General features: G+C 41.6%; 26 protein-coding genes and 1 tRNA gene. 16 read left to right on the forward strand and 11 right to left on the reverse strand.

The features are described from left to right. The first annotated feature begins 41 nt into the window (after positions 1–41). A complete protein-coding gene (locus QZR76_RS02360; RefSeq protein ID WP_294140025.1) occupies positions 42–662 on the forward strand; it encodes an HAD family phosphatase in 621 nt (206 codons plus the stop codon). 2 nt (positions 663–664) lie between these two features. Here QZR76_RS02360 and QZR76_RS02365 read toward each other — a convergent pair whose 3' ends face one another. Then, the gene (locus tag QZR76_RS02365; RefSeq protein WP_294140026.1) at positions 665–2,302 is read right to left on the reverse strand and encodes a glycosyltransferase family 39 protein; all 1,638 of its coding nucleotides are present in this window, start codon (positions 2,300–2,302) and stop codon (positions 665–667) included. Between the two features lie 188 nt (positions 2,303–2,490). Between QZR76_RS02365 and QZR76_RS02370 the strand changes: the two genes are divergently transcribed. After that, entirely contained in the window at positions 2,491–4,032 is a 1,542-nt protein-coding gene (locus tag QZR76_RS02370; RefSeq protein WP_294140027.1) for a glycosyltransferase family 39 protein, read from the forward strand. A gap of 4 nt (positions 4,033–4,036) precedes the next feature. Here the strand turns inward: QZR76_RS02370 and QZR76_RS02375 are convergent, their stop codons facing one another. Both QZR76_RS02375 and QZR76_RS02380 read right to left on the reverse strand, forming a co-directional pair. Continuing rightward, a complete protein-coding gene (locus QZR76_RS02375) occupies positions 4,037–4,651 on the reverse strand; it encodes a lipid-A-disaccharide synthase N-terminal domain-containing protein (RefSeq protein ID WP_294140028.1) in 615 nt (204 codons plus the stop codon). Between the two features lie 40 nt (positions 4,652–4,691). After that, positions 4,692–5,420 (reverse strand): glycosyltransferase family 2 protein, encoded by a 729-nt coding sequence (locus QZR76_RS02380; protein WP_294140030.1) that lies wholly within the window; start codon positions 5,418–5,420, stop codon positions 4,692–4,694. Positions 5,421–5,560: 140 nt separating this feature from the next. Between QZR76_RS02380 and pyrH the strand changes: the two genes are divergently transcribed. The 8 genes from pyrH (at position 5,561) to gltX (ending at position 13,660) form a co-directional block, all read left to right on the forward strand. Further along, the gene (gene pyrH / locus QZR76_RS02385) at positions 5,561–6,265 is read left to right on the forward strand and encodes a UMP kinase (protein WP_294140032.1); all 705 of its coding nucleotides are present in this window, start codon (positions 5,561–5,563) and stop codon (positions 6,263–6,265) included. A 52-nt stretch (positions 6,266–6,317) separates the two neighbouring features. Further along, the gene (gene dxs / locus QZR76_RS02390) at positions 6,318–8,201 is read left to right on the forward strand and encodes a 1-deoxy-D-xylulose-5-phosphate synthase (protein WP_294140033.1); all 1,884 of its coding nucleotides are present in this window, start codon (positions 6,318–6,320) and stop codon (positions 8,199–8,201) included. A gap of 18 nt (positions 8,202–8,219) precedes the next feature. Next, positions 8,220–8,918 (forward strand): Crp/Fnr family transcriptional regulator, encoded by a 699-nt coding sequence (locus tag QZR76_RS02395; RefSeq protein WP_294140035.1) that lies wholly within the window; start codon positions 8,220–8,222, stop codon positions 8,916–8,918. Positions 8,919–9,131: 213 nt separating this feature from the next. Next, the gene (locus QZR76_RS02400; RefSeq protein WP_294140037.1) at positions 9,132–10,331 is read left to right on the forward strand and encodes a pyridoxal phosphate-dependent aminotransferase; all 1,200 of its coding nucleotides are present in this window, start codon (positions 9,132–9,134) and stop codon (positions 10,329–10,331) included. A 179-nt stretch (positions 10,332–10,510) separates the two neighbouring features. Beyond that, positions 10,511–11,650, forward strand: coding sequence for a 1-acyl-sn-glycerol-3-phosphate acyltransferase (locus QZR76_RS02405; protein WP_294140041.1), 1,140 nt, complete (start codon positions 10,511–10,513; stop codon positions 11,648–11,650). A gap of 10 nt (positions 11,651–11,660) precedes the next feature. Continuing rightward, on the forward strand, positions 11,661–11,840 hold the full coding sequence (locus QZR76_RS02410; protein WP_294140043.1) for a hypothetical protein: 180 nt from the start codon (positions 11,661–11,663) through the stop codon (positions 11,838–11,840). Continuing rightward, on the forward strand, positions 11,840–12,124 hold the full coding sequence (locus QZR76_RS02415) for a hypothetical protein (protein ID WP_294140045.1): 285 nt from the start codon (positions 11,840–11,842) through the stop codon (positions 12,122–12,124). Before QZR76_RS02410 ends, QZR76_RS02415 begins: the two co-directional genes overlap by 1 nt. 15 nt (positions 12,125–12,139) lie before the next feature. Then, on the forward strand, positions 12,140–13,660 hold the full coding sequence (gltX, locus tag QZR76_RS02420) for a glutamate--tRNA ligase (protein WP_294140047.1): 1,521 nt from the start codon (positions 12,140–12,142) through the stop codon (positions 13,658–13,660). Between the two features lie 38 nt (positions 13,661–13,698). Here the strand turns inward: gltX and QZR76_RS02425 are convergent, their stop codons facing one another. After that, on the reverse strand, positions 13,699–14,238 hold the full coding sequence (locus tag QZR76_RS02425) for a nitroreductase family protein (protein ID WP_294140212.1): 540 nt from the start codon (positions 14,236–14,238) through the stop codon (positions 13,699–13,701). A 230-nt stretch (positions 14,239–14,468) separates the two neighbouring features. On the opposite strand from QZR76_RS02425, the gene glpK reads away from it, so the two are divergent. Further along, positions 14,469–15,965: a glycerol kinase GlpK gene (gene glpK / locus QZR76_RS02430; RefSeq protein ID WP_294140049.1), complete on the forward strand. Its 1,497-nt coding sequence runs from the start codon at positions 14,469–14,471 to the stop codon at positions 15,963–15,965. Between the two features lie 132 nt (positions 15,966–16,097). Further along, positions 16,098–16,838 carry an MIP/aquaporin family protein gene (locus QZR76_RS02435; RefSeq protein ID WP_294140051.1) on the forward strand — a complete coding sequence of 247 codons (741 nt, stop codon included), beginning with the start codon at positions 16,098–16,100 and terminating at the stop codon, positions 16,836–16,838. Here QZR76_RS02435 and dusB read toward each other — a convergent pair. Next, positions 16,788–17,819 (reverse strand): tRNA dihydrouridine synthase DusB, encoded by a 1,032-nt coding sequence (gene dusB / locus QZR76_RS02440; RefSeq protein WP_294140055.1) that lies wholly within the window; start codon positions 17,817–17,819, stop codon positions 16,788–16,790. The two genes, QZR76_RS02435 and dusB, sit on opposite strands and share 51 nt — an antisense overlap. A gap of 92 nt (positions 17,820–17,911) precedes the next feature. On the opposite strand from dusB, the gene QZR76_RS02445 reads away from it, so the two are divergent. The 4 genes from QZR76_RS02445 to QZR76_RS02460 all read left to right on the forward strand — a co-directional run bounded on the left by QZR76_RS02445 (position 17,912) and on the right by QZR76_RS02460 (position 22,102). After that, positions 17,912–18,430 (forward strand): hypothetical protein, encoded by a 519-nt coding sequence (locus QZR76_RS02445; protein WP_294140057.1) that lies wholly within the window; start codon positions 17,912–17,914, stop codon positions 18,428–18,430. Between the two features lie 54 nt (positions 18,431–18,484). Beyond that, positions 18,485–19,306, forward strand: a complete 822-nt coding sequence (locus tag QZR76_RS02450; protein ID WP_294140059.1) for an outer membrane beta-barrel protein — start codon at positions 18,485–18,487, stop codon at positions 19,304–19,306. 253 nt (positions 19,307–19,559) lie between these two features. Then, positions 19,560–20,333, forward strand: coding sequence for a hypothetical protein (locus QZR76_RS02455; protein WP_294140061.1), 774 nt, complete (start codon positions 19,560–19,562; stop codon positions 20,331–20,333). A gap of 137 nt (positions 20,334–20,470) precedes the next feature. Next, a complete protein-coding gene (locus QZR76_RS02460) occupies positions 20,471–22,102 on the forward strand; it encodes a Zn-dependent hydrolase (RefSeq protein ID WP_294140063.1) in 1,632 nt (543 codons plus the stop codon). A gap of 226 nt (positions 22,103–22,328) precedes the next feature. Here the strand turns inward: QZR76_RS02460 and QZR76_RS02465 are convergent. The 6 genes from QZR76_RS02465 to QZR76_RS02490 all read right to left on the reverse strand — a co-directional run bounded on the left by QZR76_RS02465 (position 22,329) and on the right by QZR76_RS02490 (position 26,417). Next, a tRNA-Gln gene (locus QZR76_RS02465) sits at positions 22,329–22,399 on the reverse strand. 52 nt (positions 22,400–22,451) lie between these two features. Beyond that, the gene (locus QZR76_RS02470) at positions 22,452–24,101 is read right to left on the reverse strand and encodes a S41 family peptidase (protein WP_294140065.1); all 1,650 of its coding nucleotides are present in this window, start codon (positions 24,099–24,101) and stop codon (positions 22,452–22,454) included. 56 nt (positions 24,102–24,157) lie between these two features. Further along, a complete protein-coding gene (yidD, locus tag QZR76_RS02475) occupies positions 24,158–24,382 on the reverse strand; it encodes a membrane protein insertion efficiency factor YidD (protein WP_294140216.1) in 225 nt (74 codons plus the stop codon). Further along, positions 24,339–24,770, reverse strand: coding sequence for a ribonuclease P protein component (gene rnpA, locus QZR76_RS02480; protein WP_294140066.1), 432 nt, complete (start codon positions 24,768–24,770; stop codon positions 24,339–24,341). Before rnpA ends, yidD begins: the two co-directional genes overlap by 44 nt. Before the next feature lie 42 nt (positions 24,771–24,812). Further along, the gene (locus tag QZR76_RS02485) at positions 24,813–25,574 is read right to left on the reverse strand and encodes a uroporphyrinogen-III synthase (protein ID WP_294140068.1); all 762 of its coding nucleotides are present in this window, start codon (positions 25,572–25,574) and stop codon (positions 24,813–24,815) included. Between the two features lie 12 nt (positions 25,575–25,586). Beyond that, positions 25,587–26,417, reverse strand: coding sequence for a DUF4271 domain-containing protein (locus QZR76_RS02490; protein ID WP_294140071.1), 831 nt, complete (start codon positions 26,415–26,417; stop codon positions 25,587–25,589). Between the last annotated feature and the right edge of the window lie 14 nt (positions 26,418–26,431).

Here is a 26,431-nt window from a genome sequence, read left to right on the forward strand (position 1 = left end):
CGTAATCCGTATAACTTTCATTCACATTATAATGAAAGAAAATGATAAAAGAGATTGCAACGATAATTTTCGACCTGGGAGGGGTATTGATGGACTTGGATAAAAATGCTTGTATACGGGCATTTCAAGCTATAGGCTTTAAAAATATAGATGAATATTTAGATATTTATGTTCCCAAGGAAGGTGTCTTTAAACAGTTAGAACAAGGGCAAATCGGCATCGATGAATTTCATGAAGGAGTCCGAGAACTTATCGGCAGATCGGTAACAGACGAAAGTATAGACCATGCTTACCGGGAGATGCTGGCTGGCATACCGGAATACAAAATGGAGATGTTGAGACAATTAAAGGAACAGTATCAAATATTATTGTTAAGCAACACGAATCCGATCATGATGAATTATGTCCGGGATACCTACTTTAAGGACGAAGGGTTAAGCTGGAAATATTATTTCGACAACTTATTTCTTTCTTACGAACTAAAAATGACCAAACCGGATCCCGCTATCTTTAAGGAGGTAATCCGTCGCTCCGGGATTCATCCCGAAACCACCCTCTACCTGGATGATTCCCCCCAAAATATAGAAGCCGGAAAATCTTTCGGGCTTAAAACCTATCTGGTTCAACCACACGAAGACTTTCGGTTCCTATTCAACAAGTAGGCTTATCTCTTTTCAATAACCGTAACGTAACGTACAAATTTCGGAGAATGCCATTTCGTGTTTTTCTTTCTGGCGTTATTGTCATATACGTCTACCAATCGAAGGTTCACCCGTTCCCGTACGGATCCGGGCAATACATCTTCGGCAGGACGGCCGGAAACAAGTACGATAGGAAGCGAATCCAGAAGAGTCGTATCCTTCCCGGCATCCCACGGTAAAATCCGGCGACCGGCTTCGTATACCAACTCCATTCGCAATTCTTCATCCTGAGGATAATAAAAAGGTAACTTATTAATACTTTCGATCTCCCTGACTGCACGTATACTTTTTATCTCCTCATTATTAAACATCGTCGCCACCGAATTCATCAACAAGGTCTCCACAAGAATCAACAAAATGACCATTCCCGTAAAAACTTTCAAAGGCTTTAACCTTATTCCTCCCACAAAAATAGAATAAGAGACTAACAAAAAGAAAAAAGAGACCACGATATAGTAAACCCAACCGATTTGCCGGGTTTGAAAAAACAATACATACAATGCAACGGGCATCCCCAATGCAATGACCGCAGGCAGGAAAGCATTTATCCGGAACACGATCTTGTCGCTCTTCGTCAAACTCTTTCCCTTGACGGCCATAAAAATATACATCACATAATGTGCAACCACCATAGCGGAAGGTATAAGCAACGGTAATAAGTAGCGCGTTTTCTTTTCCGGAAAACAAGAAAGCAAAACCAAAGAGAGCAGCGTCCAAACAATAGCCAGCTTATACTCTTTCTTTAAGATAATCTTACGCTTTAACCAAGGCCAACATAGTCCTGTCAATAAAAACAAGGACCAAATACCGGACTCCGTAAAGAATTTCCAATAATAATACCAGGGACGAACATTCCGTTCTATCCAGGCCGTGGACTCTTTAGCCATCACGAATAAAGCCATATCTTTATGGAAAACATATAAATAGAGCGGCCACCAGAAGCTGATCAGAATACAAATCAGAACCATCAGTAATACAGGCCATAATTTATGTCCGAATTTCGGACGATAAATAAAGAAATAGGATATCAGGAAAGGTAAAAGAAGCGCATAAAACGAAACCGGCCCTTTGCCTAAAAAAGATAATCCCAGTAATATCCCGGCCACACAAAAATCCCACCACCTCGTCCGTATCGCCGCCATTCCGCGGTAAAAAAAGAATATGGCTCCTAACATAAAACTATGACAGTAGATATCCCACGTCGCAACCCTTCCCTGCATGATCACATTAAATGACGTCGCAAGTACCAAGGCCGACAGTAATCCGAATAATTTATTTTGAGTCAATGCAGAAGCAAAAAAATAAAGGAAAAAGACCATTATCGTTGCCATGAGTCCGGCAGCCCCCCGTTGTAACGCAATATTATCCGGGCTTATCATATTAATACCTGCTGCTATCCAAGTAGGTAAAGGAGGCTTTTCCAGACGAAGTTCTCCGTTCATGGTAGGCACTAACCAATTATCGTAGGTTTCCATCTCATGAGCCGTTACGAGGTTGCGCGATTCCATTATATCGACGAATATCGCATCATTGTTCACAAAAAAAGCAAACCAGCAAACAACAAGAATAAATAATATATGAATCAAATTTCTTTTTTGCATAACACCAAATAATTATTTGTTTGAGCCAGAGCGCAAATTTAAAATAAATTAAATAGAGAAGCGATAGAATGAGGGAAGAAATGAACGCAAATATTTTTTTGCAAAAAAATTAATCCATGTAACAAAAAAGGAATGTTTTAGTATATAAATTTGTACTTCGTTTTTAAATCTGACAAAAAAAGGAAAATATGAAGATCGAACGGTATTTTCTTCTGTTCATATTGGTTTTACCGGCCTTATTATTACGAGACTTTACACCGAATAATGAATTAAAATACTTAAGCATCGCGGATGAAGCCATTCGAAACGGAGATTGGCTTACCTTCTATAATCACGGAACGATTTACGCGGATAAACCTCCCTTGTATTTCTGGATTATCATGCTTTGCAAAATCTTGTGGGGCAAACATTCCATGTTCCTTCTCTCCCTGTTTTCGGTTATTCCAGCTCTTGTAACCATAGGCATAATGGATCGCTGGACTCGGGAGTGTTCCTTATCATCCCGTTGGAGCGTAGCATTACTATTATTTACCAGCGGACTTTTCCTAGGATCTGCCCTCGTGTTAAGAATGGACATGATGATGTGTATGTTTATCACGTTATCTCTCTATATTTTTTACAAGCGATACACGGATCAGGAGCGGAAACCCAATCATTTCTGGTTACCCTTCTGCATATTTATGGCTCTTTTTTCAAAAGGCCCTATAGGCATTATCGTTCCCGTATGCTCCATCGTCGTTTTTTTAATACTAAAAAAGGAGATTCGCCAATTCGGAAAATTTTTAGGATGGAAAGAATTTACCGTATTAGCAACATTGTGCCTTGTATGGTTCGGATGTGTATTCCGGGAAGGGGGATATGAATATCTATACGACCTGCTGTTTCACCAAACCATAAACCGGGCCGTAGATTCTTTCCAACATAAAGAACCCCTTTGGTACTACGGTATAACCATATGGTATGCCTTAGCCCCCTGGTCTCTCTTCTATATCCTGATTCTTGTCACGGGTATTTGGAAAAGACTCATCACAACCGACAAAGAAAAATTTTTCTTTTCCGTTATCGCCACAACATTCATTATATTATCGTTATTCAGCTCTAAATTAGACATCTACTTACTGCCGATATATCCTTTTGTCGCCTATCTTTCCATACTGCTTTTTCCCAAAATAAAAGAGAAATGGATCCGTTTCACCCTGTATATTCCCATTATCTTATTTATTCTTGCTCTTCCGGTCTCCTTTTTCCTAACCGATCAAATCGAATTTATCAGGCCTTTTTGTATTCGCCTGGGTATCGGAATTTTATCCGTTAGTGCCCTGTTTGCCTTTGTTTATTTACGTCGACATAACATTCTTCGGGCAATTCAAGCGGCAGCCTTAGGATTATTGATCTCTATTTTTGTCAGCTCTTTTGCTTTTCCGAAGCTGAACCCGACTCTCGGTTTTTCTGCTTTAACCCAAAAAGCCTTAGAAATCATTAACAAAGGCTCGATTGAAGACCTTTATTTTTACCGCTTCCGAAGCGGAGAAAACATGGATGTTTACCTTCACCGTCCCCTTTTTAAAATAAAAGAAAAAGAGGAGATGTTCCGCGTTTACGATAAAGGAAAAAATCTCATCTTCATTAAGATATGGGATGTTCAAAAATCTCCGGAATTAAGAGAATGGTTATCTCGTACGCGCTATACAGCCATCGGAAAATTTTACATCATCGAAAAACCGAACTGAGAAATCAATTCTCTTTACAAGAAAAAGAGAGGTAAATATTTCGGCTATAAGCGATAAAACCTGTTGATTGCCCCAGAATTAACACGGGATCACGTCGATAAATAGCATAAGCGACAATGATGAGCGACCCTACCAGGCTGATTACCCAAAATCCCAAAGGAAGCAAAGACTCGTCTTTGTGTCTGGAATAAAACCATTGGTAAACAAACCGTAAGGTAAAAATAATTTGTCCTAACGATCCAAATATCAACAACCATAACGGAATAGAATCATTTCTGAAAAACTGTTCTACAAACGCCTGTGCATCCTTTAATAGATAAAGAACGGCCACAACGGGCGTTACCAATAAAAGCATTCGGACGATCCCAGGCCATTTTTTCCATTGATCCTTTTTATCCAGGTTCCAGATATAGATGTAATAAGCAACAAACTGCCCGAGTATAATGGCAAAATCATTTCTAATCCATCCGTAAATAAACAAAAGATAGGAGCCTACTAAACTAAGCTGCCAGAAAATAGTCGGAGAAATAACCCGTTTCGCCCTTTCCGATAAAATCCATTGCAGTAATATGCGGGCTGAAAAAAACAGTTGGGCCAAAAAACCGATGACATACACCATGCCGTTACGCTTTAAATTAAACCTTTAATTTACCTTTTGATTACAAATTATTTTCCGCCATTTGGTAATTGATGTAACGCTTTTTCATCCAACGGTAAGCAAAACAATCCTTAAAAGGTCCTACCAGGCGATTTGCCAAATTATATTTAGATTTACCCGCAATTCGAGGAAAATGTTTCACGGGAACCTGTTTTACTTTCCCGTTTTGAAGTTGAATCAAAGCCGGAAGGAAGCGGTGCATCCCTGTGAAAAAAGGAATCCTTTTCGCGTAATCCGCACGTAAAATCTTCAAAGGACATCCGGTATCCTCCACTCCGTCATGAGTCATCATCCGGCGAAAGCCATTGGCAATTTTCGAAGACATGTTTTTTACCAGACTATCCTTTCTTCCGGTCCGAATTCCCATTACCATCTCGTACTCATCCGCATATTCCAATAAACGGTTGAAATCGGCAGGTGTCGTTTGTAAATCAGCATCAATATAACCGACCCACGGTGAAAAAGAGTGATCGATTCCCGCTTTCATAGCCGCACTTAACCCTCCGTTACGAGCCAAGTTCATAAAAAAGAAATTCGCATTCCTGGAACATACTTCACGAATCAGCCGCTCACTATCATCTTTCGAGCCGTCATTAACAAATAAAACACAAGAAGAAACTTTCGCCGTTTTCAAAAAATCACCCAACTCTTCTTCCAATCGCAAAATATTTCCCTCCTCATTATATACCGGAACGATAATGGTTAACTGATAGTTTGCGGTTTTATTCATAAGCTCAAAAATTTAAATGCTCGAATTAAATTATAGTTACGACAAAATTGTTTAGCTTTGTTGTTTGTTTTACGGTCATTCAATATCGTAATATTACTATATTCAGATTATTTTGTTTTCAAAACTAAACGGACAAAGATATGCAATATAACCGAATTTTATTAAAACTCAGCGGAGAATCTTTAATGGGAGAACAAAAATACGGCATAGATACCGCTTGTTTAGAAAGCTATGCTCGCCAAATTCATGAAATAGCAAGTTTAGGCATTCAGATTGGGATTGTCATCGGAGGAGGAAATATTTTTCGGGGTTTAAGCGGTACAAACAAGGGGTTCGATCGGGTAAAAGGCGACAGCATGGGCATGTTGGCCACCGTTATCAACAGTCTTGCCTTGAGCTCCGCCTTAGAAAACGAAGGTTGTAAAAATAAGGTGCTTACGGCTATACGTATGGAACCAATCGGAGAATATTATTCAAAAGCAAAAGCCGTGGAATATCTGCAAGAAGGTTACGTCACGATTATCAGCGGCGGCACGGGTAATCCTTATTTCACCACAGATACGGCAAGCAGTCTCCGGGCTATTGAAATCGAAGCCGATGCCATGTTAAAAGGAACGCGGGTAGACGGCATCTATACCGCAGACCCGGAGAAGGATCCGACTGCCGTAAAATTCGACAAAATCACGTACGATGAAATTTACACCCGGGGATTGAAGGTAATGGATTTAACGGCAACGACCATGTGTAAAGAGAATCATCTCCCTATCATCGTTTTCAATATGGATGTCCCCGGTAATCTGAAGAAGGTCATGACAGGTGAAAACATCGGAACTATCGTTTATTAAATTAAGAGTTTAAACGGAAAAGAGAGCATTCTTTTCCTGCTTTAGAGACTATTTGATCGTGAATAAAAATATATTAGAAACTATCAACTCGCCTGCCGACTTAAAGAAAGTCCCAGAAGACGATTTAATTCAACTTTGCCAGGAACTCCGTCAGAAAATTATCGACGAATGTTCCGAACACCCCGGCCATTTCGGTGCAGGTCTGGGGGTTGTTGAGCTTACGGTAGCTTTACATTATGTTTTCGACACCCCCTACGACAACCTGATATGGGACGTCGGACATCAGGCTTATCCTCATAAAATATTAACCGGGCGGAGAGAAAATTTCGACACGAACCGTCAATATAAAGGAATTAGCGGATTCCCGAAACGAAGTGAAAGCGAATACGATTCTTTCGGGACCGGGCACTCTTCGACCTCTATTTCCGCCGCATTAGGTATGGCTGTAGCAGCCAAATTAAACGGGGAAAAAGACAGACTTTCCGTGGCCGTAATCGGAGACGGGGCCATGACCGGAGGAATGGCTTTTGAAGCATTGAATAACGCGGGAATAAACAATGCCAACCTTTTGGTTATTTTAAACGACAATAATATGGCCATCGATCCGAATGTCGGTGGTATGAATGAATATTTATTGGATATCTCCACATCTAAAGCTTACAATAAGCTAAAAGAAGACGTTTGGCGAATTTTAGGGCGATTGAATAAAATCAGTCCGGGAGCGCGTAATTTTATCCAAAAAGTTGACAATAGCGTAAAATCGCTCTTACTTAAACAAAGTAATCTGTTTGAAGCTTTAGGATTCAGGTACTTCGGGCCGGTAGACGGTCACGATGTAAATCACCTGATTAAAGTACTCCGGGATCTGAAAGAGATTCAGGGACCCAAATTATTACATTGCATTACCGTTAAAGGCAAAGGGTTCAAGCAAGCCGAATTGGATCAAACAACCTGGCACGCCCCCGGAAAATTCAACAAGGAAACAGGTGAACTGATCAAAGAAAACAAACCCGATACACCCCCCAAATTTCAGGATGTATTCGGACATACTATTTTAGAACTGGCCCGGAACAATGAAAAAATCGTGGGCATTACACCGGCCATGCCTACGGGTTGTTCTCTCAACATTATGATGAAAGAGATGCCGGACCGTTGTTTTGATGTCGGTATTGCCGAGCAACATGCCGTAACTTTTTCTGCCGGACTTGCCACACAGGGATATATCCCCTTTTGTAATATTTACTCCTCTTTCATGCAGAGAGCGTACGATCAGGTTATTCATGACGTGGCGTTACAAAAGTTACACGTTATTTTTTGTCTTGACAGGGGAGGGCTGGTCGGAGCAGACGGAGCCACGCACCACGGGGCCTATGACTTGGCTTACTTCCGTTGCATCCCGAATATGACGATTGCCGCCCCGTTCGACGAGGAAGAGTTGCGCAATATGATGTACACGGCTCAACTTCCGGATAAAGGTCCTTTTTCGATCCGTTATCCGCGCGGTAACGGTTCCATGCTTCATTGGAAGACTCCGTTCAAAGAGCTCGAAATAGGAAAAGGAAGATGCCTCATCGAAGGAGACGACATAGCCATACTGTCTATCGGTGCCATCGGGCGAGAAGCTATAAAGGCAATAGAAAAAAATCCCTCCCGGTCGGTTGCATTATACGATATGCGCTTTCTTAAACCCTTAGATACGGAGCTACTGCATTCGGTTTTCAAAAAATTTTCCAAAATCATCACGTTGGAAGACGGAACAACCATCGGCGGTTTAGGCAGTGCTATTCTCGAATTTATGGCCGACCACGGGTATTCGGCCAAAGTAATTCGATTAGGTATCCCCGATCATTTTATAGAACACGGTAGTCAACAGCAATTATATCACGAGTGCGGATTTGACGCGGAAACAATTTATAATTATATTTGTTCGATATAGCGTTTATTCAACCAGGCCATGAAAGCAGAAATCTTATTACCGGACAACATCGAATGTATTGCCAAATTCAAGAAGACATTTAAGAATGTGGCCGATCAGGAAATTGAAAAGTTACTTGCAGATAACGTAATCAAACACTATAAAAAGGGTGAATTTATCTACAACGAAGGCTCTCGAATAAAGGGTTGTTATTTCCTGTATTCCGGAATCGTAAAGATTTTCCAGACCGGTAACGAAGGAAAGGATCAGATCATTCGGTTCGGGAAAGAAGGAGACATCTTCGGGTTCCGGTCCGTTATCCGTAAAGAGTCAGCTTGTACTTCCGTAGAGACACTATCGGACTGTATCTTATGTTATATACCGGATGCGTCCTTGGTACATATGATCACCAATAGCCCTAACTTTGCCTACGAGATGATGCAAATAGCCTGTAAAGAATTAGGTGACGCAAATCGCTACATCAAAGATATCGCTCAAAAATCCGTGAAATCAAGACTGTCAGAAATCTTGCTATTAATTGCCGGAGATTTCGGCATGGAGGACGACGGAACATTAAAACTAAGCGTTACCCGGGAAGATTTAAGCAATTTTGTAGGCACGGCAACAGAAACCCTTATCCGGCTGCTTTCGGATCTGAAAAACGAAGGACTCCTTGAATCCAAAGGACGAAAAATTAAATTACTGAATATCGATAAATTAAAAAAATTGGCAGAATAACCTTTACCAAACCTACCCTCCCATCATAATTAAAAATTATAGCACCCGGGGACGGGTACAATGTGCTATTCCTCGACAATTGCAAATCAGAATGCCAAAATATCCGAATCGCACAACCTAAAATCATCAATTTAAAATCTCCATCTTTTGGATAATTCTAATTATTAAGCGTTATATTTGTGCACAAAACTTAACATCTTAAAATACGAATCTATGCCACAAATATCAGAAAAAGGAATGGCGATGCCGTCTTCGCCCATACGGAAATTAGTTCCCTTTGCGGATAAAGCTAAAGAAAGAGGAATAAAAGTATACCACCTGAATATCGGACAACCGGATATTCAAACCCCGGATGTTGCGTTAGACGCACTAAAACATTGCACGGAAAAGGTCATTGCTTATACGAATTCCGCCGGAAATCTCTCTTACCGGAAAAAATTAGCTAAATATTATCAAAATATTGGTATCCAGATCGACGAAACCAATATCATGATTACAACAGGAGGTTCGGAAGCGATCACCATTGCTTTTATGTCTACCTTAAATCCCGGAGATGAGATTATTATTCCGGAACCATTCTATGCCAATTACACGGCTTTTGCGCTGATGTGCGGTGTAAAAGTAAAAGCGATCACATCCAGTATCGAAACCAATTTTGCCTTACCTCCCGTTAGCGAGTTTGAAAAGCTAATCACTCCCCGTACCAAAGGTATCGTTATCGTGAATCCGAATAACCCCACGGGTTACTTATATTCACAGGAAGAGCTGGAGCAACTGGCTTCCATCGTGAAAAAATACGACCTCTATCTTTATTCCGATGAAGTATACAGGGAGTTTTGTTACGACGGACACAAACATTTCTCCACGATGCAATTGAAAGGAATAGAGCAAAATGTCATATTATTGGACTCTGTTTCCAAAAGATACAGCGAATGTGGTTTACGCGTAGGAGCTCTGATTACCCGGAACAAAGAAGTTCTGGCTGCCGCACTAAAATTCGGAATGGCTCGTTTGTGTGCCCCCGCTATCGGTCAGATCCTGGCGGAAGCTTCTTTGGATACCCCGGAAGAATATTTTAAAGATGTTTACAACGAGTATATCGAAAGACGAGACTTCATGGTAGAGGCTTTAAATAAAATGCCGGGAGTCGTTTGTCCCAAACCGAAAGGAGCTTTTTACGCGGTAGTAAAACTTCCCGTAGACGACGCGGATAAATTTGCTCAATGGTTGCTGGAAGATTTTGAATACAACAAGCAAACCGTAATGGTCGCTCCTGCCAGCGGCTTCTATTCCACTCCCGGATTAGGTAAAGACGAGGTAAGGATCGCTTATGTTTTAAAGATTTCCGAACTGAAAGGAGCGATGGAAACCTTGGCCAAAGCGTTAGAGGTATACCCCGGAAGAGTAAAATAACATTTTTCTATACGATATTAATCCTGGATGACTCCGGTCTTTCAGGATTATTTTTTATTTTCTCCTTTAGAAATCCGGTAAAACGAATGTCCATTTCGTTTAATATCGCAAACCAAATACTCGTTTATCAAACATTTTATCTATCTTTGTCCAAAGATTTCTAAATTTAAGATCAAGACATGACTTCAGATCCCCAATTTGATAGCATCAGGCCATATATAGGATCAGAGATTCCGGAAGCCGTTGAACGTCTCAGCCAAGCAGAAGAATTTTTGCAACTTTTTTCTCATATGACCAAAGTCGATAAAAATCTTATCGCAAAACAACTTGAAGGCATTACGACCAGAGACGAATTCCAAGCCCGGTTCTTCGGGCCGGTAATGGAAAGGCTCATCGCCGGCACAACAGACGGTGTTACAGCTGTAGGTCTGGAACATATAGAAAAAGATAAATCCTATCTATTTGTGACCAATCACAGGGACATTATCCTCGATTCCGCTATCCTTAATGTGCTATTAAGGAAACGGGGAGACCATTACTGTGAAGCAGCGATCGGGAGCAACCTGTTAATAAATAAATGGGTCACGGACCTGGTAAAGTTGAATGCCTGCTTTATTATTGAACGGGGATTACCGGTCAGGGATATGATTTCAAGTGCTTCCTTACGTTCTCATTACATCCGGGATATTATTCATGAAAATGAATACTCCGTGTGGATCGCCCAGAAAGAGGGAAGAACAAAGAACGGAGACGACCGGACACAACATAGTTTACTCAAAATGTTTAAGATGAGTGGTCCCAAAGAGTTCGTCGACAACTTCAAAGAACTACGTATTGTTCCGATTGCGATCTCTTATGAATGGGAACCTTGTGACGATCTGAAAACCGATGAACTTTATCAAAAAAGTATCGGTGATTACGTGAAGACCCCGGCAGCAGATATGCGAAGTATGCAACAGGGACTTTCGGGCTATAAAGGAAGAGTACATTTTACGGTCTGTCCTCCTATTCAGCATGAACTCGATGAACTCGATGCTCAATCGAATAATGGAGATCGGATAGCGGAATTGGCAACTTACATCGACTCTAAAATCCATTCCGGATTCAAATTATGGCCGAATAACTATATCGCTTACGATCTTCTCCACGGGACAACACGTTTTTCCTCGAAATATTCTACTGAAGAAAAGGAAAAATTTATTCAAGTGATGACGGAAAAGATGGAACGTCTTAACGGAAATCGCTCTGTTTTAAATAACATTTTTCTGGAAATTTATGCCAATCCGGTTAAAAACGCCACAACAGAAAATAAACAATAACCCCGATCCTATGCGTATATCTCGATATCTATTGATACTTGCAGCATTTCTAATTATGATCTCAAGTGTCCTCTCTCTGTTTCACGGAGGAGATCGTACCGCCGTTTACGTTAACATCGCCGCAATGGCATCCATCGCTATTGCCGTATCGATCATAAGCTTTAAAAACCCTAATAAACGTAACCTGTAATGTACAAATTCAGACGTCGAATCTATGTCGGAGAAAAAAGCATGGAATTTTGGTTTGGATTAACCAGTAAAAGCCGGGATCATCATTCGAATTTTACCTTGTTTCTCTTAACAGAGAATCCCGATTCACCCTTTAGTTACGCGGAACAAATCGGAAGTGGCTTTCACGCAAAGGCCGACGCCGAACGTTTTGCCATTCAATACGCGAAAGAGCTCTTCCGAAATTTATTGGATCGGGAGAAAGAACCAAAAGAAAAAGAAGAAGACGATAACAATCAACTATAATAAATAAACTGAAAAATGGACAGAAAAGTTAGAGTAAGATTTGCTCCCAGCCCCACGGGTGCACTCCATTTAGGAGGTGTCAGGACGGCCCTATTCAATTATTTATTTGCTCGCCATCACGGCGGTGATTTCCTTTTAAGAATAGAAGATACGGATCAAAATCGGTATGTACCCGGAGCTGAAGAATATATTATAGAATCATTAAAATGGTGCGGATTGACCGTAGACGAAGGTGTCGGCGTTGGCGGAGAATTCGGTCCCTATCGTCAAAGCGAACGCAAATCCCTGTATAAACAATACGCCTTACAATTAGTAGAATCCGGCAATGCTTATTACTCTTTCGATAGCGCGGAAGAACTAAACGAACTACGAGCCGCAAGTGAGGCCAAAGGAGAAACGTTCATGTATAATGCCGCCAGTCGAAAAAATCTCAAGAACTCGCTGAACATGCAAGACGACGAGGTTAAGAGATTGTTGGAAAACGACATCCATTACGTGATTCGTTTTAAAATGCCTGAAAACGAAGATCTGTATTTACACGATATCATCCGGGGAGACGTACATTTCAACACCTCGCTTCTGGACGATAAAGTTTTGTTTAAGTCCGACGGTATGCCGACTTATCACTTGGCCAATATCGTCGACGATCATTTAATGAAAATATCTCACGTGATCCGGGGAGAAGAGTGGTTACCCTCTCTACCTCTTCACGTACTCTTATACCGGGCTTTCGGTTGGGAAGAGACTATGCCGGAATTTGCCCACCTCCCCTTAATTTTGAAACCTGTCGGTAACGGAAAATTGAGCAAAAGAGACGGTAATAAAATGGGTTTCCCCGTGTTTCCCATGGAATTTACCGATCCGGAGACAGGTGAAAAATGGCATGGTTATAAAGAGGACGGTTATCTGCCGGAGGCCTTTATCAATATGCTGGCTTTACTGGGATGGAATCCGGGAACGGAGCAGGAAATTTTCTCCTTACAGGAACTTTGTGAACAATTCTCGCTGGAGCGGGTTAATAAATCGGGAGCTCGTTTCAATCCTGACAAAGCCAAATGGTTTAACCACAAATACCTGGTACAGAAAAGCGATAAAGATTTGGCCATCCAATTGAATGAAATACTTGTAAGTAACGGGATTACGTACAATATGGAAAAGCTGGAAAAGATTTGTCGTCTATTAAAAGAGAGAGCCGATTTCATATCCGACATATACCAGTCATCCGGATATTTCTACAAAGCTCCGGAGACATATGACGAAAAAGGGGTGAAAAAAAGTTGGAAAGAAGAGACGCCTGCCCTCATACGGGAACTTATTGATGTCTTGGAAAAAGTAGAACACTTTACCTCTTCAGAGACAGAAGAGGCCGTTAAAGCTTGGATCACGACAAAAGAGATAGGATTCGGGAAAGTCATGAATCCATTCCGCTTAGCTATTATCGGATCGTCCGACGGCCCGCATATGTTTGACATTATCGAAATCCTCGGAAAAGAAGAGACATTAGCCCGATTACATCGAATTCTAAATACACTTTAAAAAGAATCCCCAAAATCTTAAAGACTTTGGGGATTTTTTTAATATTTATTCCGGTGAATCTTTTTCTCGTCAAATTTATCTTTCACCTTTTGAGGTCCGTCGGGATATCCAACCGGAATAACACATAAAGGAATGATATTTCGGGGTATATCCGTATTACGACGAACAACGTCGATTCGTTCTTCATAAGGATAGGCCGCAGTCCAAACAGCTCCCAACCCCAACGCTTCCGCTGCCAATAGAATGTTTTGAGTTGCGGCCGAACAATCCAAATACCAGTAAGAGGAAGCTACCGAATCCCCGCAAACCACAATCGCCATCGGAGCATGAGACAACATTTTCGCATAAGGTAATCCAACTGCCATCGAGTCCAGTTTCGCCCGGTCCGTCACGACAATGAATTCCCACGGACGAACATCTTTTCCGGAAGGAGCGGCCATTCCGGCTTTTAAAAGAGTCATTATCTTTTCTTCCTCCACAGGTTTATCCAAATACTTCCTCACACTTTTTCGTTCCAATATAGTCTCCAGTACTCCCTTTTCCCGGAGTACAGGATCATTTCCCTTTACCTCTTTCATATGCCATGTTTTAAAAACTACAATAAGTAATACGATGACCAATAAAATATAAAAAACACTTCGTTTATTCATCTCTATATTCTTTTATAAAACGATTCTAAGATAGAACAAATTTTTCTTCCATATGGCTTATGTTTTTGTTAAATTCGCTTTCCATAATAAAATTTGTAACGATAAATCCTAAATCCCGTAGAAAAAAAACAAGTCATAATGATAAAACAAATAAAATTATGAAAACCGAGAAATACGTATTGGCCTTAGATCAGGGAACAACTTCTTCCCGGGCAATGCTTTTCAATCACAACGGGAATGTCATTGCCATGTCACAAAAACCGATCGAACAACACTTTCCGAAACCCGGATGGGTGGAGCATGACCCCACGGAAATTTGGTATTCCCAATCCTCAGTTGCCGCCGAGGTTATCGCCAAAGCCAACCTGACCGGATTGGATATTGCCTGTATCGGGATAACCAATCAACGGGAAACGACGATCATATGGGATCGCGAAACTTCTATTCCCGTCTATCGCGCCATCGTATGGCAGGACCGGCGGACGGCCGATGTTTGTAAAGAGTTACAGGAAAACGGATACGGCGACATGATCCGGGAAAAAACAGGTTTAATTATCGATGCTTATTTTTCTGCCACAAAAATCAAATGGATATTAGATAATGTCGAAGGAGTACGGGAACGCGCAGAGAAAGGGAAACTTTGTTTCGGTACGGTCGACAGCTGGCTCGTCTGGAAATTCACCCACGGGAAAGTACACGTTACAGACGTCAGCAACGCTTCCCGAACCATGTTATTCAATATTCACACGCTGGAATGGGATAAAGAGTTATTGGAGTTATTTCATATCCCCGAATCCTTATTACCGGAAGTAAAAGCCAGTAGCGAGATCTATTCCGAAACGGCGACGACTTTGTTCTCCACCAAAATACCGATTGCAGGAATTGCCGGAGATCAACAGGCGGCTCTTTTCGGTCAACTCTGCCTTACGCCCGGAATGACGAAAACGACTTACGGAACAGGGTGTTTTATGGTGATGAATACCGGCAATAAGGTGGTTAAATCGGAGAATAACCTACTGAGCACAATCGCTTGGAAAATTAAGGGAGAAGTTACTTATGCTCTCGAAGGTAGCGTATTTGTAGGAGGAGCTGTTATTCAATGGCTGAGAGACGGTATCAAACTCATCTCTTCTGCCTCCCTTAGCGAGGCAATGGCCACCTCCCTGTCCGATAACGGAGGCGTATATTTTGTCCCGGCTCTGACAGGCTTAGGAGCTCCTTATTGGGACCAATACGCCCGAGGGGGTATCATAGGCATTACCCGGGGAACCACGCCCGAACATATCGCAAGAGCCGCCCTGGAGGGTATTGCTTTCGAAGTGTACGATGTGATTCGAGCCATGGGACACGATATGAAACAGGCATCGACGGAATTAAGGGTAGACGGAGGTGCTGTCGCCAATAATTTCCTGATGCAATTCCAAAGTAATATCTGCAAAGCTAACGTCGTACGTCCGAGAGTGCTGGAAACAACAGCTCTCGGAGCCGCCTATCTGGCAGGATTGGCAACCGGCTACTGGGAAAACACAGAAGAACTTCAAGAACAATGGAGTATCGACCGGGTCTTCGAGCCTCAAGATACCGAGGAACATGTAGAGCGACTTCTGCACATGTGGCATAAAGCCGTAGAACGGGTAAGAAACTGGGAAGAGTGATGCAAAACGACTAAATTTCCGTGACGAAGTGATTCTATCATTGATTTGAATACTTCATCACGGAATCACCTAATCTCTGATCCATTTTGGATCTTTTTACTTTGAATATTCATAATCTAAAATCAAATTATCATGTCTCCTTTTGCAGCTGAACTTATCGGAACAATGGTCATGATTCTCCTCGGAGATGGAGTGGTTGCCAATGTAGTACTGAACAAAACCAAAGGATTCGGTGCGGGTTGGATTACCATTACCACGGCTTGGGCATTGGCCGTATTCACCGGAGTCGTAATTGCAGGACCTTATAGCGGGGCTCACCTGAATCCGGCCATCACGATCGGCTTTGCCATTACGGAAAAATTTCCCTGGAGTGACGTACCGTTTTACATCATTGCCCAAATGATCGGCGCCGCTCTCGGAGCCCTACTTGTCTGGATTATCTATTACGACCATTTTAACGTAACGGACAATCCGGGTACAAAATTGGGTGTATTCTGTACAGCCCCGGAAATACGACATAACATCATCAATTTTTCTTGTGAGATAATCGGTACTTTTGTCCTGATGTTTTCCGTCTTTTACATTACCGGAGCAGAACTCATCGCTGACGTGGATACGACCACTCCCATAGGCTTAGGTTCTATCGGGGCCATCCCCGTTGCCTTTATCGTATGGGCCATCGGTCTTTCGTTAGGAGGAGTTACAGGGTACGCGATTAATCCGGCAAGAGATCTTGCTCCCAGAATCATGCATGCCATCTTACCTATTTCGGGGAAAGGTAGCAGCCATTGGGACTACGCGTGGATTCCGGTCTTCGGGCCTTTAATCGGAAGCGGAATCGCCGCTCTCGTTTATGCTATTCTCTCCGTTTAATACTCCGGAACCGTATCTCTCGTTGATTCGGTCAAAGACTTCCCATAAAACTTTTATGTTAGGGGCTTGTAGCATTTCTATCCTTAAATCCCTGAAATGAGACAAGCCCTTAAACATACAGGCCATATGCCGACGCATATGAAATAGTCCGCGAACCTCGTCCAGCCACTCCATAGACAAGAGTATCTGTTCTTTAATGATCTCGATTTGTTCTGCTACCGTCAACTCGGGTAATACTTCCCCCGTGGAGAGATAATGTTTTATCTGTTTGAAAATCCAGGGTTTTCCAATAGTCGCCCGCCCGATCATCACGCCATCGACGCCGTAACGTTCAAAAGCTTCCTTCACCTTTTGAGGAGAATCCACATCCCCATTTCCGATAACAGGAATTTTTATCCGGGGATTATTTTTAACCCGAGCGATAGGCTCCCAATCGGCCTCTCCCTTGTACATCTGAGAGCGGGTCCTTCCGTGAATGGCCAAAGCACTAATTCCGACATCCTGCAACCGCTCCGCCACCTCATCGATAATAATATGATCACAATCCCATCCCAAACGGGTTTTTACCGTCACCGGAATGTTTACCGCCCGTACGATCTGCCGGGTCATCTCTACCATTAAGGGTATATCCCGTAACATGCCCGCCCCTGCACCCTTTGCGGCAACCCGCTTCACCGGACATCCAAAATTAATATCGATAAAATCCGGTCGTACGGTCTCTACAATCTTAGCCGCCTCTACCATCGAATCGATGAAGCGACCATATATCTGTATGGTAACCGGTCGTTCGCTATCCTCTATCGTCAGTTTTTTTACGGTCTTATTCACAGAGCGTACCAAAGCATCTGCCGAAACAAACTCGGAATACAACCAGTCTGCGCCATAACGCTTACAAAATTTACGGAAGGGGGGATTCGTAACCTCCTCCATCGGTGCCAAAATCAATGGCCTTTCTCCCACGTCTTTTCCTCCAATAATCATAAGATATTCGTAATTTTAGAGATCTCTTATTTATAAGTTTGGCCACAAAAATAATAATTAATATCTTTAACTTTCAAAATAAAAAGATTCATATGCATATACTTCATATTCTTCTGGCAGGCTTACTCACTTTTAGTTCAGCAAATGACGAGTGGATACGGATTAAAGGTCCGGATCATCTCTCGTTTCTATTTCCCAACCATGCCCAACGTTTGAAAAAAGAGACAGAAGGCGCTCAATCGTGGATTTTTCAGACGAAAAACTTAACCAGTGTCTTCGGCGTCGTATGCACGAAATTGAATACAGAAAAAGGAGCGTTCAAAGACCTGACGACAGCGCAATTGTATCAACAAATGAAAAAAGAGACGCTGGCGATGGAATCGGCCATTCTAAAAGAAGAAAAAAACATTCCGCATAAAGACATGGAGATAAAAGAAATTTGTTACACGATAACTAAAGACAAGGATAATATGACTTACTATAAACGATTTATATTCAGAAATAATTGCATGTACCAAATCGTCATCGGGGGAAAGTCAAAACTTCTGAATGAAATCCTTGTCCAAAAAGAAAAATTTTTCAATTCTATCTCCTTTAATCCGGAATTGTAACCTTTATATCAAACAAAACGAAAAATACAGCAACATAAACTATCATTCATCGCCATGAAAACAATACTTTTCTTTATGATCCTCCTTATCGCCTGTCCCGCATGGGCTCAAAACACCAAATCCGACACGGTGAAAGGGCAATTTAAACAAATCTATTTACAGGAAAAACGGAAAAAAAGAAGAGTCAATACGACGGAAATATTAAGCGATCCGTTACATCGTCACTCCTATCAAAATAACAATTACCTCTATTTCAAAGGTCATTGGAGCGGTTTCTTCTTCGGATTCGTTAATTTTAATACAAACTACACCGAGCTCGGAGACAAGGATTACATGGAGCTGGACAAGAGAAATTCATGGGTTATGCAATTTAATCTCATTCAGAAGGGCATACGTTTGAATCCATCCAACACTATCGGGTTGGTAACCGGACTTGGTTTGGAGTATCAGCGTTTTCGTTTCAAACATAAAAATACCATTGTAAAAGACGAACACGGAGTGATTCATTCCGATCCGCTAACCGATTTACACGTGAAAAAAAGCTCTTTCAAAAATCTATACCTTACCGTCCCTTTGCTGTTAGAAGCACAATTCCCCGGTGAAAGCAAAACCAAGGCCTTTGTATCCGGCGGATTCATGGGAGGCCTGCGTTTACATACGAAAACAAAGGTCGCCTATAAAAAAGACGATGGGAAAAATCGCCGTTTAAAAGATTCCGGGAATTTCAGTACGGTCCCGGTCAAGGTAGACGCCACCCTTCGTGCCGGATACGGACATGTCGCCGTATGGGGAAGTTATTCCCTGAACCGGATGTTTAAAACCAATAAAGGACCGGAAGTACACCCTTACGGCATAGGATTAGGCCTCACCTTCTGATCCGCCGTTCAATCTAAAAATAGGCCACTACCGGAAATAACTTTTGATACTTTGTTTTCATATTTATTAATTCCTTATACGACAACTTCCTATTGTCGATAACGTAAATACATTTCCCCTTCAGAGACTTGCAGGTTGATCCTACATTCACAAACTCGACAAGATCAAAATGGGTTGATCTTGTCGCTCTACTCTTTACGGACGAATAGAATAACCTATTTATGTTATACATCAACCAATAAGTTTTAATCGTATGAAAACGACATTATTCATTCTATTTATCTCCTTTATCGGAATAAATAGTCTCAAAGCACAGGACACCCTTCGGGTGAGTCATCCCTCGGATTCTGTTCAAAGTCCGTACGTAAACGAAAAAGGCGAGAAGATTCGTTTCAACGGACATGTGGCAGGAATCTACGCCGGATTTATTCATTTCATTCAAACGGATTATTCCGCTTATAAGGAGAAAGATTTCATGAAATTGAAAATAACCCACTCTTACACCCTGGCCTTGAATCTGATAGAAATCAATATCGGACTACAAAAAGTAAAGAATAATATCGGGATCGTTGCCGGAATCGGAGCCGAATTTCAAAATATGGAACTGGATCATAAAATCTCGGTTCAAAAAGAGAAAAGTGGCAGGACCGCTCCCCTTACCCCGACAGAAGGTAAAATCAAATCCAGCCGCTTGATGCTCGCCACGGCCAACATACCGGTAATGTTAGAATTCCAGATGCCGTCCCGGGTAAAAAGCCGCTTCCATATGGCTTTCGGAACAGTCTGTTCTTACAACTTCTTTTCCCAAACCAAAATAAAGCTGGTCGAAGACCAATTCCCTCACCCGGTCAAAACAATGAAAAGTACCCAATCGATCAATCTATCCCGGTTCAAATTCGACCTGATGGCCCAAATGGGAGGTAATCATTTTGCCGTGTGGAGTCGTTACGGTTTGACGCCTCTCTTTAAAAAAGATAAAGGGCCGGAGCTCCATCAACTCAGTTTCGGAGCCTCTATCCTCTTTTAAGTACGTTTGTAACAACATAATCCGCTACTTTTTCCCATTTTCTGAGGATTTTCAAAAAGTAATTTTTTCTCATTTTATAATAATTAATCCCCTCCTTTTTATAAATTCGCCAACATAACTTAAAAACACAGTCCGAAATGAGAAAACTATTCCTATTTTTACTTTTAGGTTCTTTTATGTTCTCTTGTAAAGAGGCAAAAAAAGAAGCCAAAGAAAGCCCTTATAAGCCGCTTGCCGACCAATACGCTGAGTTTACACTCACGACAGATATGAGCAAGCTAACTGAAAACGAGAAAAAAATGATTCCCATCTTTATTGAAGTAGCGGACATCATGGAAGAAATTTTCTGGCAAAATGCTTATGGAGATAAAGAAGAATTACTCGCCCAAAATCCCGATCCCTACGCCCAGAAATACATTAAGATCAACTATGGTCCGTGGGACAGGCTAAACGACAATAAACCTTTTATCGAAGGCGTCGGCCCCAAACCCTTAGGAGCTAACTTCTATCCGGCCGATATGACCAAAGAAGAGTTTCAGGCATTGAAAGATCCCCGGAAGACGGATTGGTATAGCGTTATCAGGCGGGACACTTCCGGTCAACTGATCGTTGTCCCCTTCCACGAAGCCTATCCGGAAGAGATTGCCAAAGCAGCAGAACTATTGAAACAAGCAGCAGAACTGGCAGAAGATCCGGGATTGAAAAAATACCTGGAATTACGGTCTCAAGCCTTATTGACCGATGATTATCTCGCCAGTGATTTGGCATGGATGGATATGCAAAACAACACGCTGGATTTCGTTGTCGGCCCGATAGAAACTTATGAAGACCAACTATTCGGTTATAAAGCCTCCCATTCCGGTCAGATTCTGGTAAAAGACAAAGAGTGGAGCAAAAAACTCTCTTTATACGCTCAATATCTACCGAAACTACAGGAAAACCTTCCGGTAGAGGCTGCCTACAAACAAGAAAAAGCAAATGCCAATGCAGACCTGAATGCTTATGACGTAATCTACTATGCAGGAGATTGCAATGCAGGCAGTAAAAATATAGCCATCAACCTCCCGAACGATCCGAGGGTACATGCCGCAAAAGGAAGCCGCAAATTGCAATTAAAAAACTCTATGGATGCCAAATTCCAGACCATGGTGGTTCCCATCTCCAAATTGGTGATCACCCCGGAACAACAAAAACACGTGAAAGGAGATGCTTTCTTCGAAAATACCATGTTCCATGAAGTGGCTCACGGTCTCGGTGTCAATTACACGATCAAAGACAAACAGGAGGTTCGGGCCGTCTTGCAGAACACCTATACCTCCATCGAAGAAGCCAAAGCCGATATCCTCGGACTATATTGCCTCACGCAATTAGCCGATTGGGGCATTCTGAAAGACAAAGATCTGATGGATAACTATGTTACTTTCGTGGCCGGTATTTTCCGTTCCGTGCGGTTCGGTGCTGCCAGCGCACACGGAAAGGCCAACATGCTTCAATTTAACCATTTCATGGAAAGCGGAGCCATCACGAAAGACGAAACTACCGGATATTACACCATCGATTTCGAAAAAATGAAGAAGGATATCGGGGTTATTGCCGGGGAATACATCACCTTGCAAGGTAACGGAGACATCGCCGGAGCACAAGCCTTGATTGCAGCCAAAGGAGTTATCCCTCCTTCCCTCCAAAAAGATTTGGATAAAATCGCCGGAGCCGGAATACCGAAAGATATCTTCTTCAAACAAGGTAAAACCGTTTTGGGGTTGGAATAACAGTCGCTCTAAGGCTACTTAACTTATAAAGCGCTGTCCGTCGGGATAGCGCTTTCATTTTCATATCCTCTTTTATTCTACACTACAACCATCAAGCAGATAAATTACGGCCATAATTTTAGCCATTCAAATTTCAATTTATAAGCAAAAAATAAACATGAAAATCGTTCCGAGTATAAAAATATCCCTTGTAACTTTGACGTTACAAGGGATATTTTTCAGCTTGTTGCCCCACTAGGATTCGAACCCAGACAGACAGAACCAGAATCTGGAGTGCTACCGTTACACCATAGGGCAATTGCGCTGCAAATATAGTAGTTTTTTGAAAAACCAAAAACTACTACCCGTTTTATTTTAAAATTTTCCGGTACACCTCCTCGTCGGAGAGCACATCGACCGCTTTTGCCACATCGGAGTCATGCCGCATCCTGAACTCGACCACTCCCTCTTGCATGTAATAACGGCTCATCAACTGGTCGGAAAGGATTTCGCTGATCTCTTTCCGGAACAAATCCAGATCCCGGTCTACCGAATGACCCAATTCCAATTTTAAGCGATCGATCTGACCTTTTACCTGGTCATAATATTTCTCGGCTTTAGCCGTCTCCGCTAACTTCTCCAAAACGGCTTGAGAAGCGGTCTCATACTCGAATTGATGTTCCTTCAGGTACTTTTTAAAGTCATTATAGATATCATCCGTTAACTCAAAGGTCGCCGGAGCAGGAATAGAGGGATGTGTCAACGCATACTCATTGACAAAATCGAAAATCATATCCTTAATGACCAGCTCCTGCGTAATTTTAGCGTATTTTTCCGGTTCTATTTTTATATCCGGAGTAATTCCTCCCCCGTCATATACGGTTCGTCCCGCCTTCGTTTTAAAAGCCGTAATCAAAGAATCGGGTATGGTTCCCACGCTCCCGTCCGGATTCCGGTGAGCGTAATCCACCGCCTGAATACAACGTCCGCTCGGAATATAATATTTCGCCGTGGTTACCTTTAATTTCGTATTATACACCAGATCTCGCGTCGTCTGAACCAATCCTTTACCGAAAGAACGTTCCCCGACAATCACCGCCCGGTCGTAATCCTGTAACGAACCCGAAAGGATCTCGGAGGCAGAAGCAGAAGAACGGTCGATCAAAACAGCTAATTTCATATCGGGAACAATCGGATTATTGGAAGTAAAATACTCCTTATCCCATTGTTTGATCTTCCCTTTCGTGTTTACTACCAACGTGTTGCGAGGCAAGAAATAGTTAGCAATTTCAACGGCCTGATCCAATAAACCTCCTCCATTTCCGCGGAGATCCAAGACCAAAGATTCGGCTCCCTTTTGCTTCAAATCCATAATAGCCCGGCGTACATCTTCTGCCGACTTGTCCGTAAAGCTGGTAAAATAGATATAACCGATCTTATCGTTAAACATACCGTAATAAGGAACACTCGGTAACTGAACATTCTCCCGAACCACCTTTAACTCCATGGGCTTTTCTACTCCCAAACGTTTGATCTTTATCGTAACCTCTTTCCCCGGCTGTCCTTTCAAGTGCTGACTAACAAATTCCGTATTCTTTCCCTTCATATCCATGCCGTCTATGGCAAGAATCAAATCTCCCGGTAATAACCCGGCCCTATCGGCCGGAGAGTTTCGATAAGGCTCCCGAATTACCACATAATCGTTTTTCATACTGATAATCGAACCGATACCCGCGTAAGCTCCCGTCGTCATCATCTTAAACTCATCCATTTTCGATTCCGGATAATAGACCGTATAAGGATCCAGAGACTTCAACATAGCATCAATTCCCGTCTGCACTAATTTTTCCGGTTCTATTTCATCGACATAGAAAAGATTCACATCCCGAAAAAGGGTCGCAAAAATATTCAAACCCTTACTAACCTCAAAACGTTTTTCATCTTCCTTTAAACTTAAAATCCCCAATGTCAAGATGAAAACACCGAGAATGATCAGGACAATACGTGTATTTTTATTCATAACTTTATTTTATTACGTAAGAACGAAAATAATATATATTCCGGAATATTACAAATTCACGGGACAGGATCGTATCCCGAACCTCCCCAAGGATGACAGGAACATATCCGTTTGATGGCCAACCATAACCCTTTTATAGGACCATGCTTTCGCAGGGCCTCTATCGCGTATTGGGAACACGTGGGTGTATAACGACAAGTGGGAGGCTTCAACGGCGATAAACAATACTGATAAAACTTAATGGGTATCAACAATATTCCTATCACGATCCTTTTTAATATGAGTTTCCATTTTTTTAAAGGCACCTATTATTGCTTTTTCAATTTTATCGTATTTTACAATCGAATCATTCAGATAAATAAACAGCATATTCCATGCCTCGTTTTCCGGAATATTTTCATACAAACGAAACTTATTCAATCGATAGGCTTCCCGTACCAAACGTTTTACCCGATTCCGCTTCACCGCTCTTTTAAAACGTTTTTTAGAAACACTAACTGCCATCTGTGCGGGAAATTCCTCTTCTTGCCGTTCCGACACGTATACCACCACCCGCAAAGGATAAGAAACGAAACTAAAACCAGACGATAGGAGACGTTCGAAACGACTTCTACTACACAAGCGCTCGGCCTTGCAAAACGTATATCCTATAGTCTCTTGCTTCATCATCACAAACAGAATAAAAATGGACATCGTTTGATGTCCATCTCATTACTTTTTATTCTCTTTATTATAAGCTTTAATGAACTGTTCCAAAGCCATCGTCATAGATGGCGCCTTTTCCGTGGGAGCCTTAATATCCAGTCTTAAGCCCGCCTCTTCCACGGCTTCGGTCGTCGCCGGACCGAAAGCGGCAATCACGGTCGTACCCTGTTCGAAATTGGGATAGTTATGAAATAAAGATTTTATTCCTGCCGGAGTATAGAACACAATGATATCGAACTCCTTTAAATCCGGAATTTCATCTACAAGATCGTTGGCAACCGTTTTATATAAAACAGCCTTCGTGTATTTTAAATGCAATTCGTCTAATAATCCCGGCACATTTTCTTTATGCACATCGGAGAGAGGAACGAAAAAGTTTTCCGTCTTATGCTTTAACAAGATCTTGGTCATATCCTCCACCTTCTTATCGCCATAGAAAATTTTCCTTTTCCGGTATACGATATACTTCTGCAGGTAGAAAGCCACCGATTCGGAAATACAAAAATATTTCATCGTGTCCGGTACGACAACTCTCAGTTCGTTACAAATTCTAAAAAAATGATCGATGGCCGTCCGACTTGTAAAAACAATCGCCGTATAATCAAGTATGTTGATTCGTTGTTGCCGAAATTCTTTCCCGGAGACACCTTCCACTTTAATAAAAGATTTGAACTCTAATTTCAAACCATACTCCTCAGCCAAATCAAAATAGGGAGATTTTTCTGTTGTTGGCTTAGGCTGCGAAACTAATATTTTCTTGATCCTCAATGCTGTAGGTTTTTAATTAACACTTGCTTCTATAATTTCTTCCAACATCTTGTATAATACAAGAAATGGCAATATTTCGAGCGCACAAAGGTACAAAATCATATATAAAATTGAAACTCTATATTCAAATAATATTTTAATCAATCTTATAAATCTAAAAATCAAATAGATAGAAAATATTGTGAAAATGAAATAAATTAAGGGTTGAACGGAAGTAGGCCGAACATAAAATAAAGCGATAACGAAAGGAGAGATCATTAATCCAATCACCGTATTGTAAACCCACAAGTTTGTAACCATCTCTTTGGCACAATGACGGGCATTAAAGGTCCAGCCTAAAAGACGAATAAAACCGATTAGAAACAAATGATATCCCGCAAATAAAGTAAAGACAAGAACAGTATCGTCAAAAATAACATCGCGACGAATCACGTAAACAAAAAATATAGAAAGAACGGAAGCGGAAAGACAAAATGTCAGAAACAGAAAAAAATAATTGGGACGTAGCCCTTCCGTATATATCTTCTCCTGATTTTTCTGTTTAAAAAAGAAGCTGAATAAACTGGAGAACATCCCTTTCCCCCTCAACCGGATAAAAGCAAGCAAGCCTAAAAAAATAATCGTATACAACAACACCCCGGACATAAAATCTACATCCTGTTGTCCTTTTAAAGGAATATCTTTCCATAAATCGGTATAACCCGTTGCGGGAGTAATGGTATCAAACAGAAACTCTTCCCTTACGGACACCTTTTTTTCAAAAAGAGAAACAGGCCGGATAATAGAATCTGCCGATGTTCCTGTTAATGGCAAATGCAACGTATCAACTTGTTCTCCACGCATGAATAAAATTATTT

The sequence above is a fragment of the uncultured Sanguibacteroides sp. genome (assembly GCF_900543425.1).
Lineage (GTDB): Bacteria > Bacteroidota > Bacteroidia > Bacteroidales > Marinifilaceae > Gabonibacter.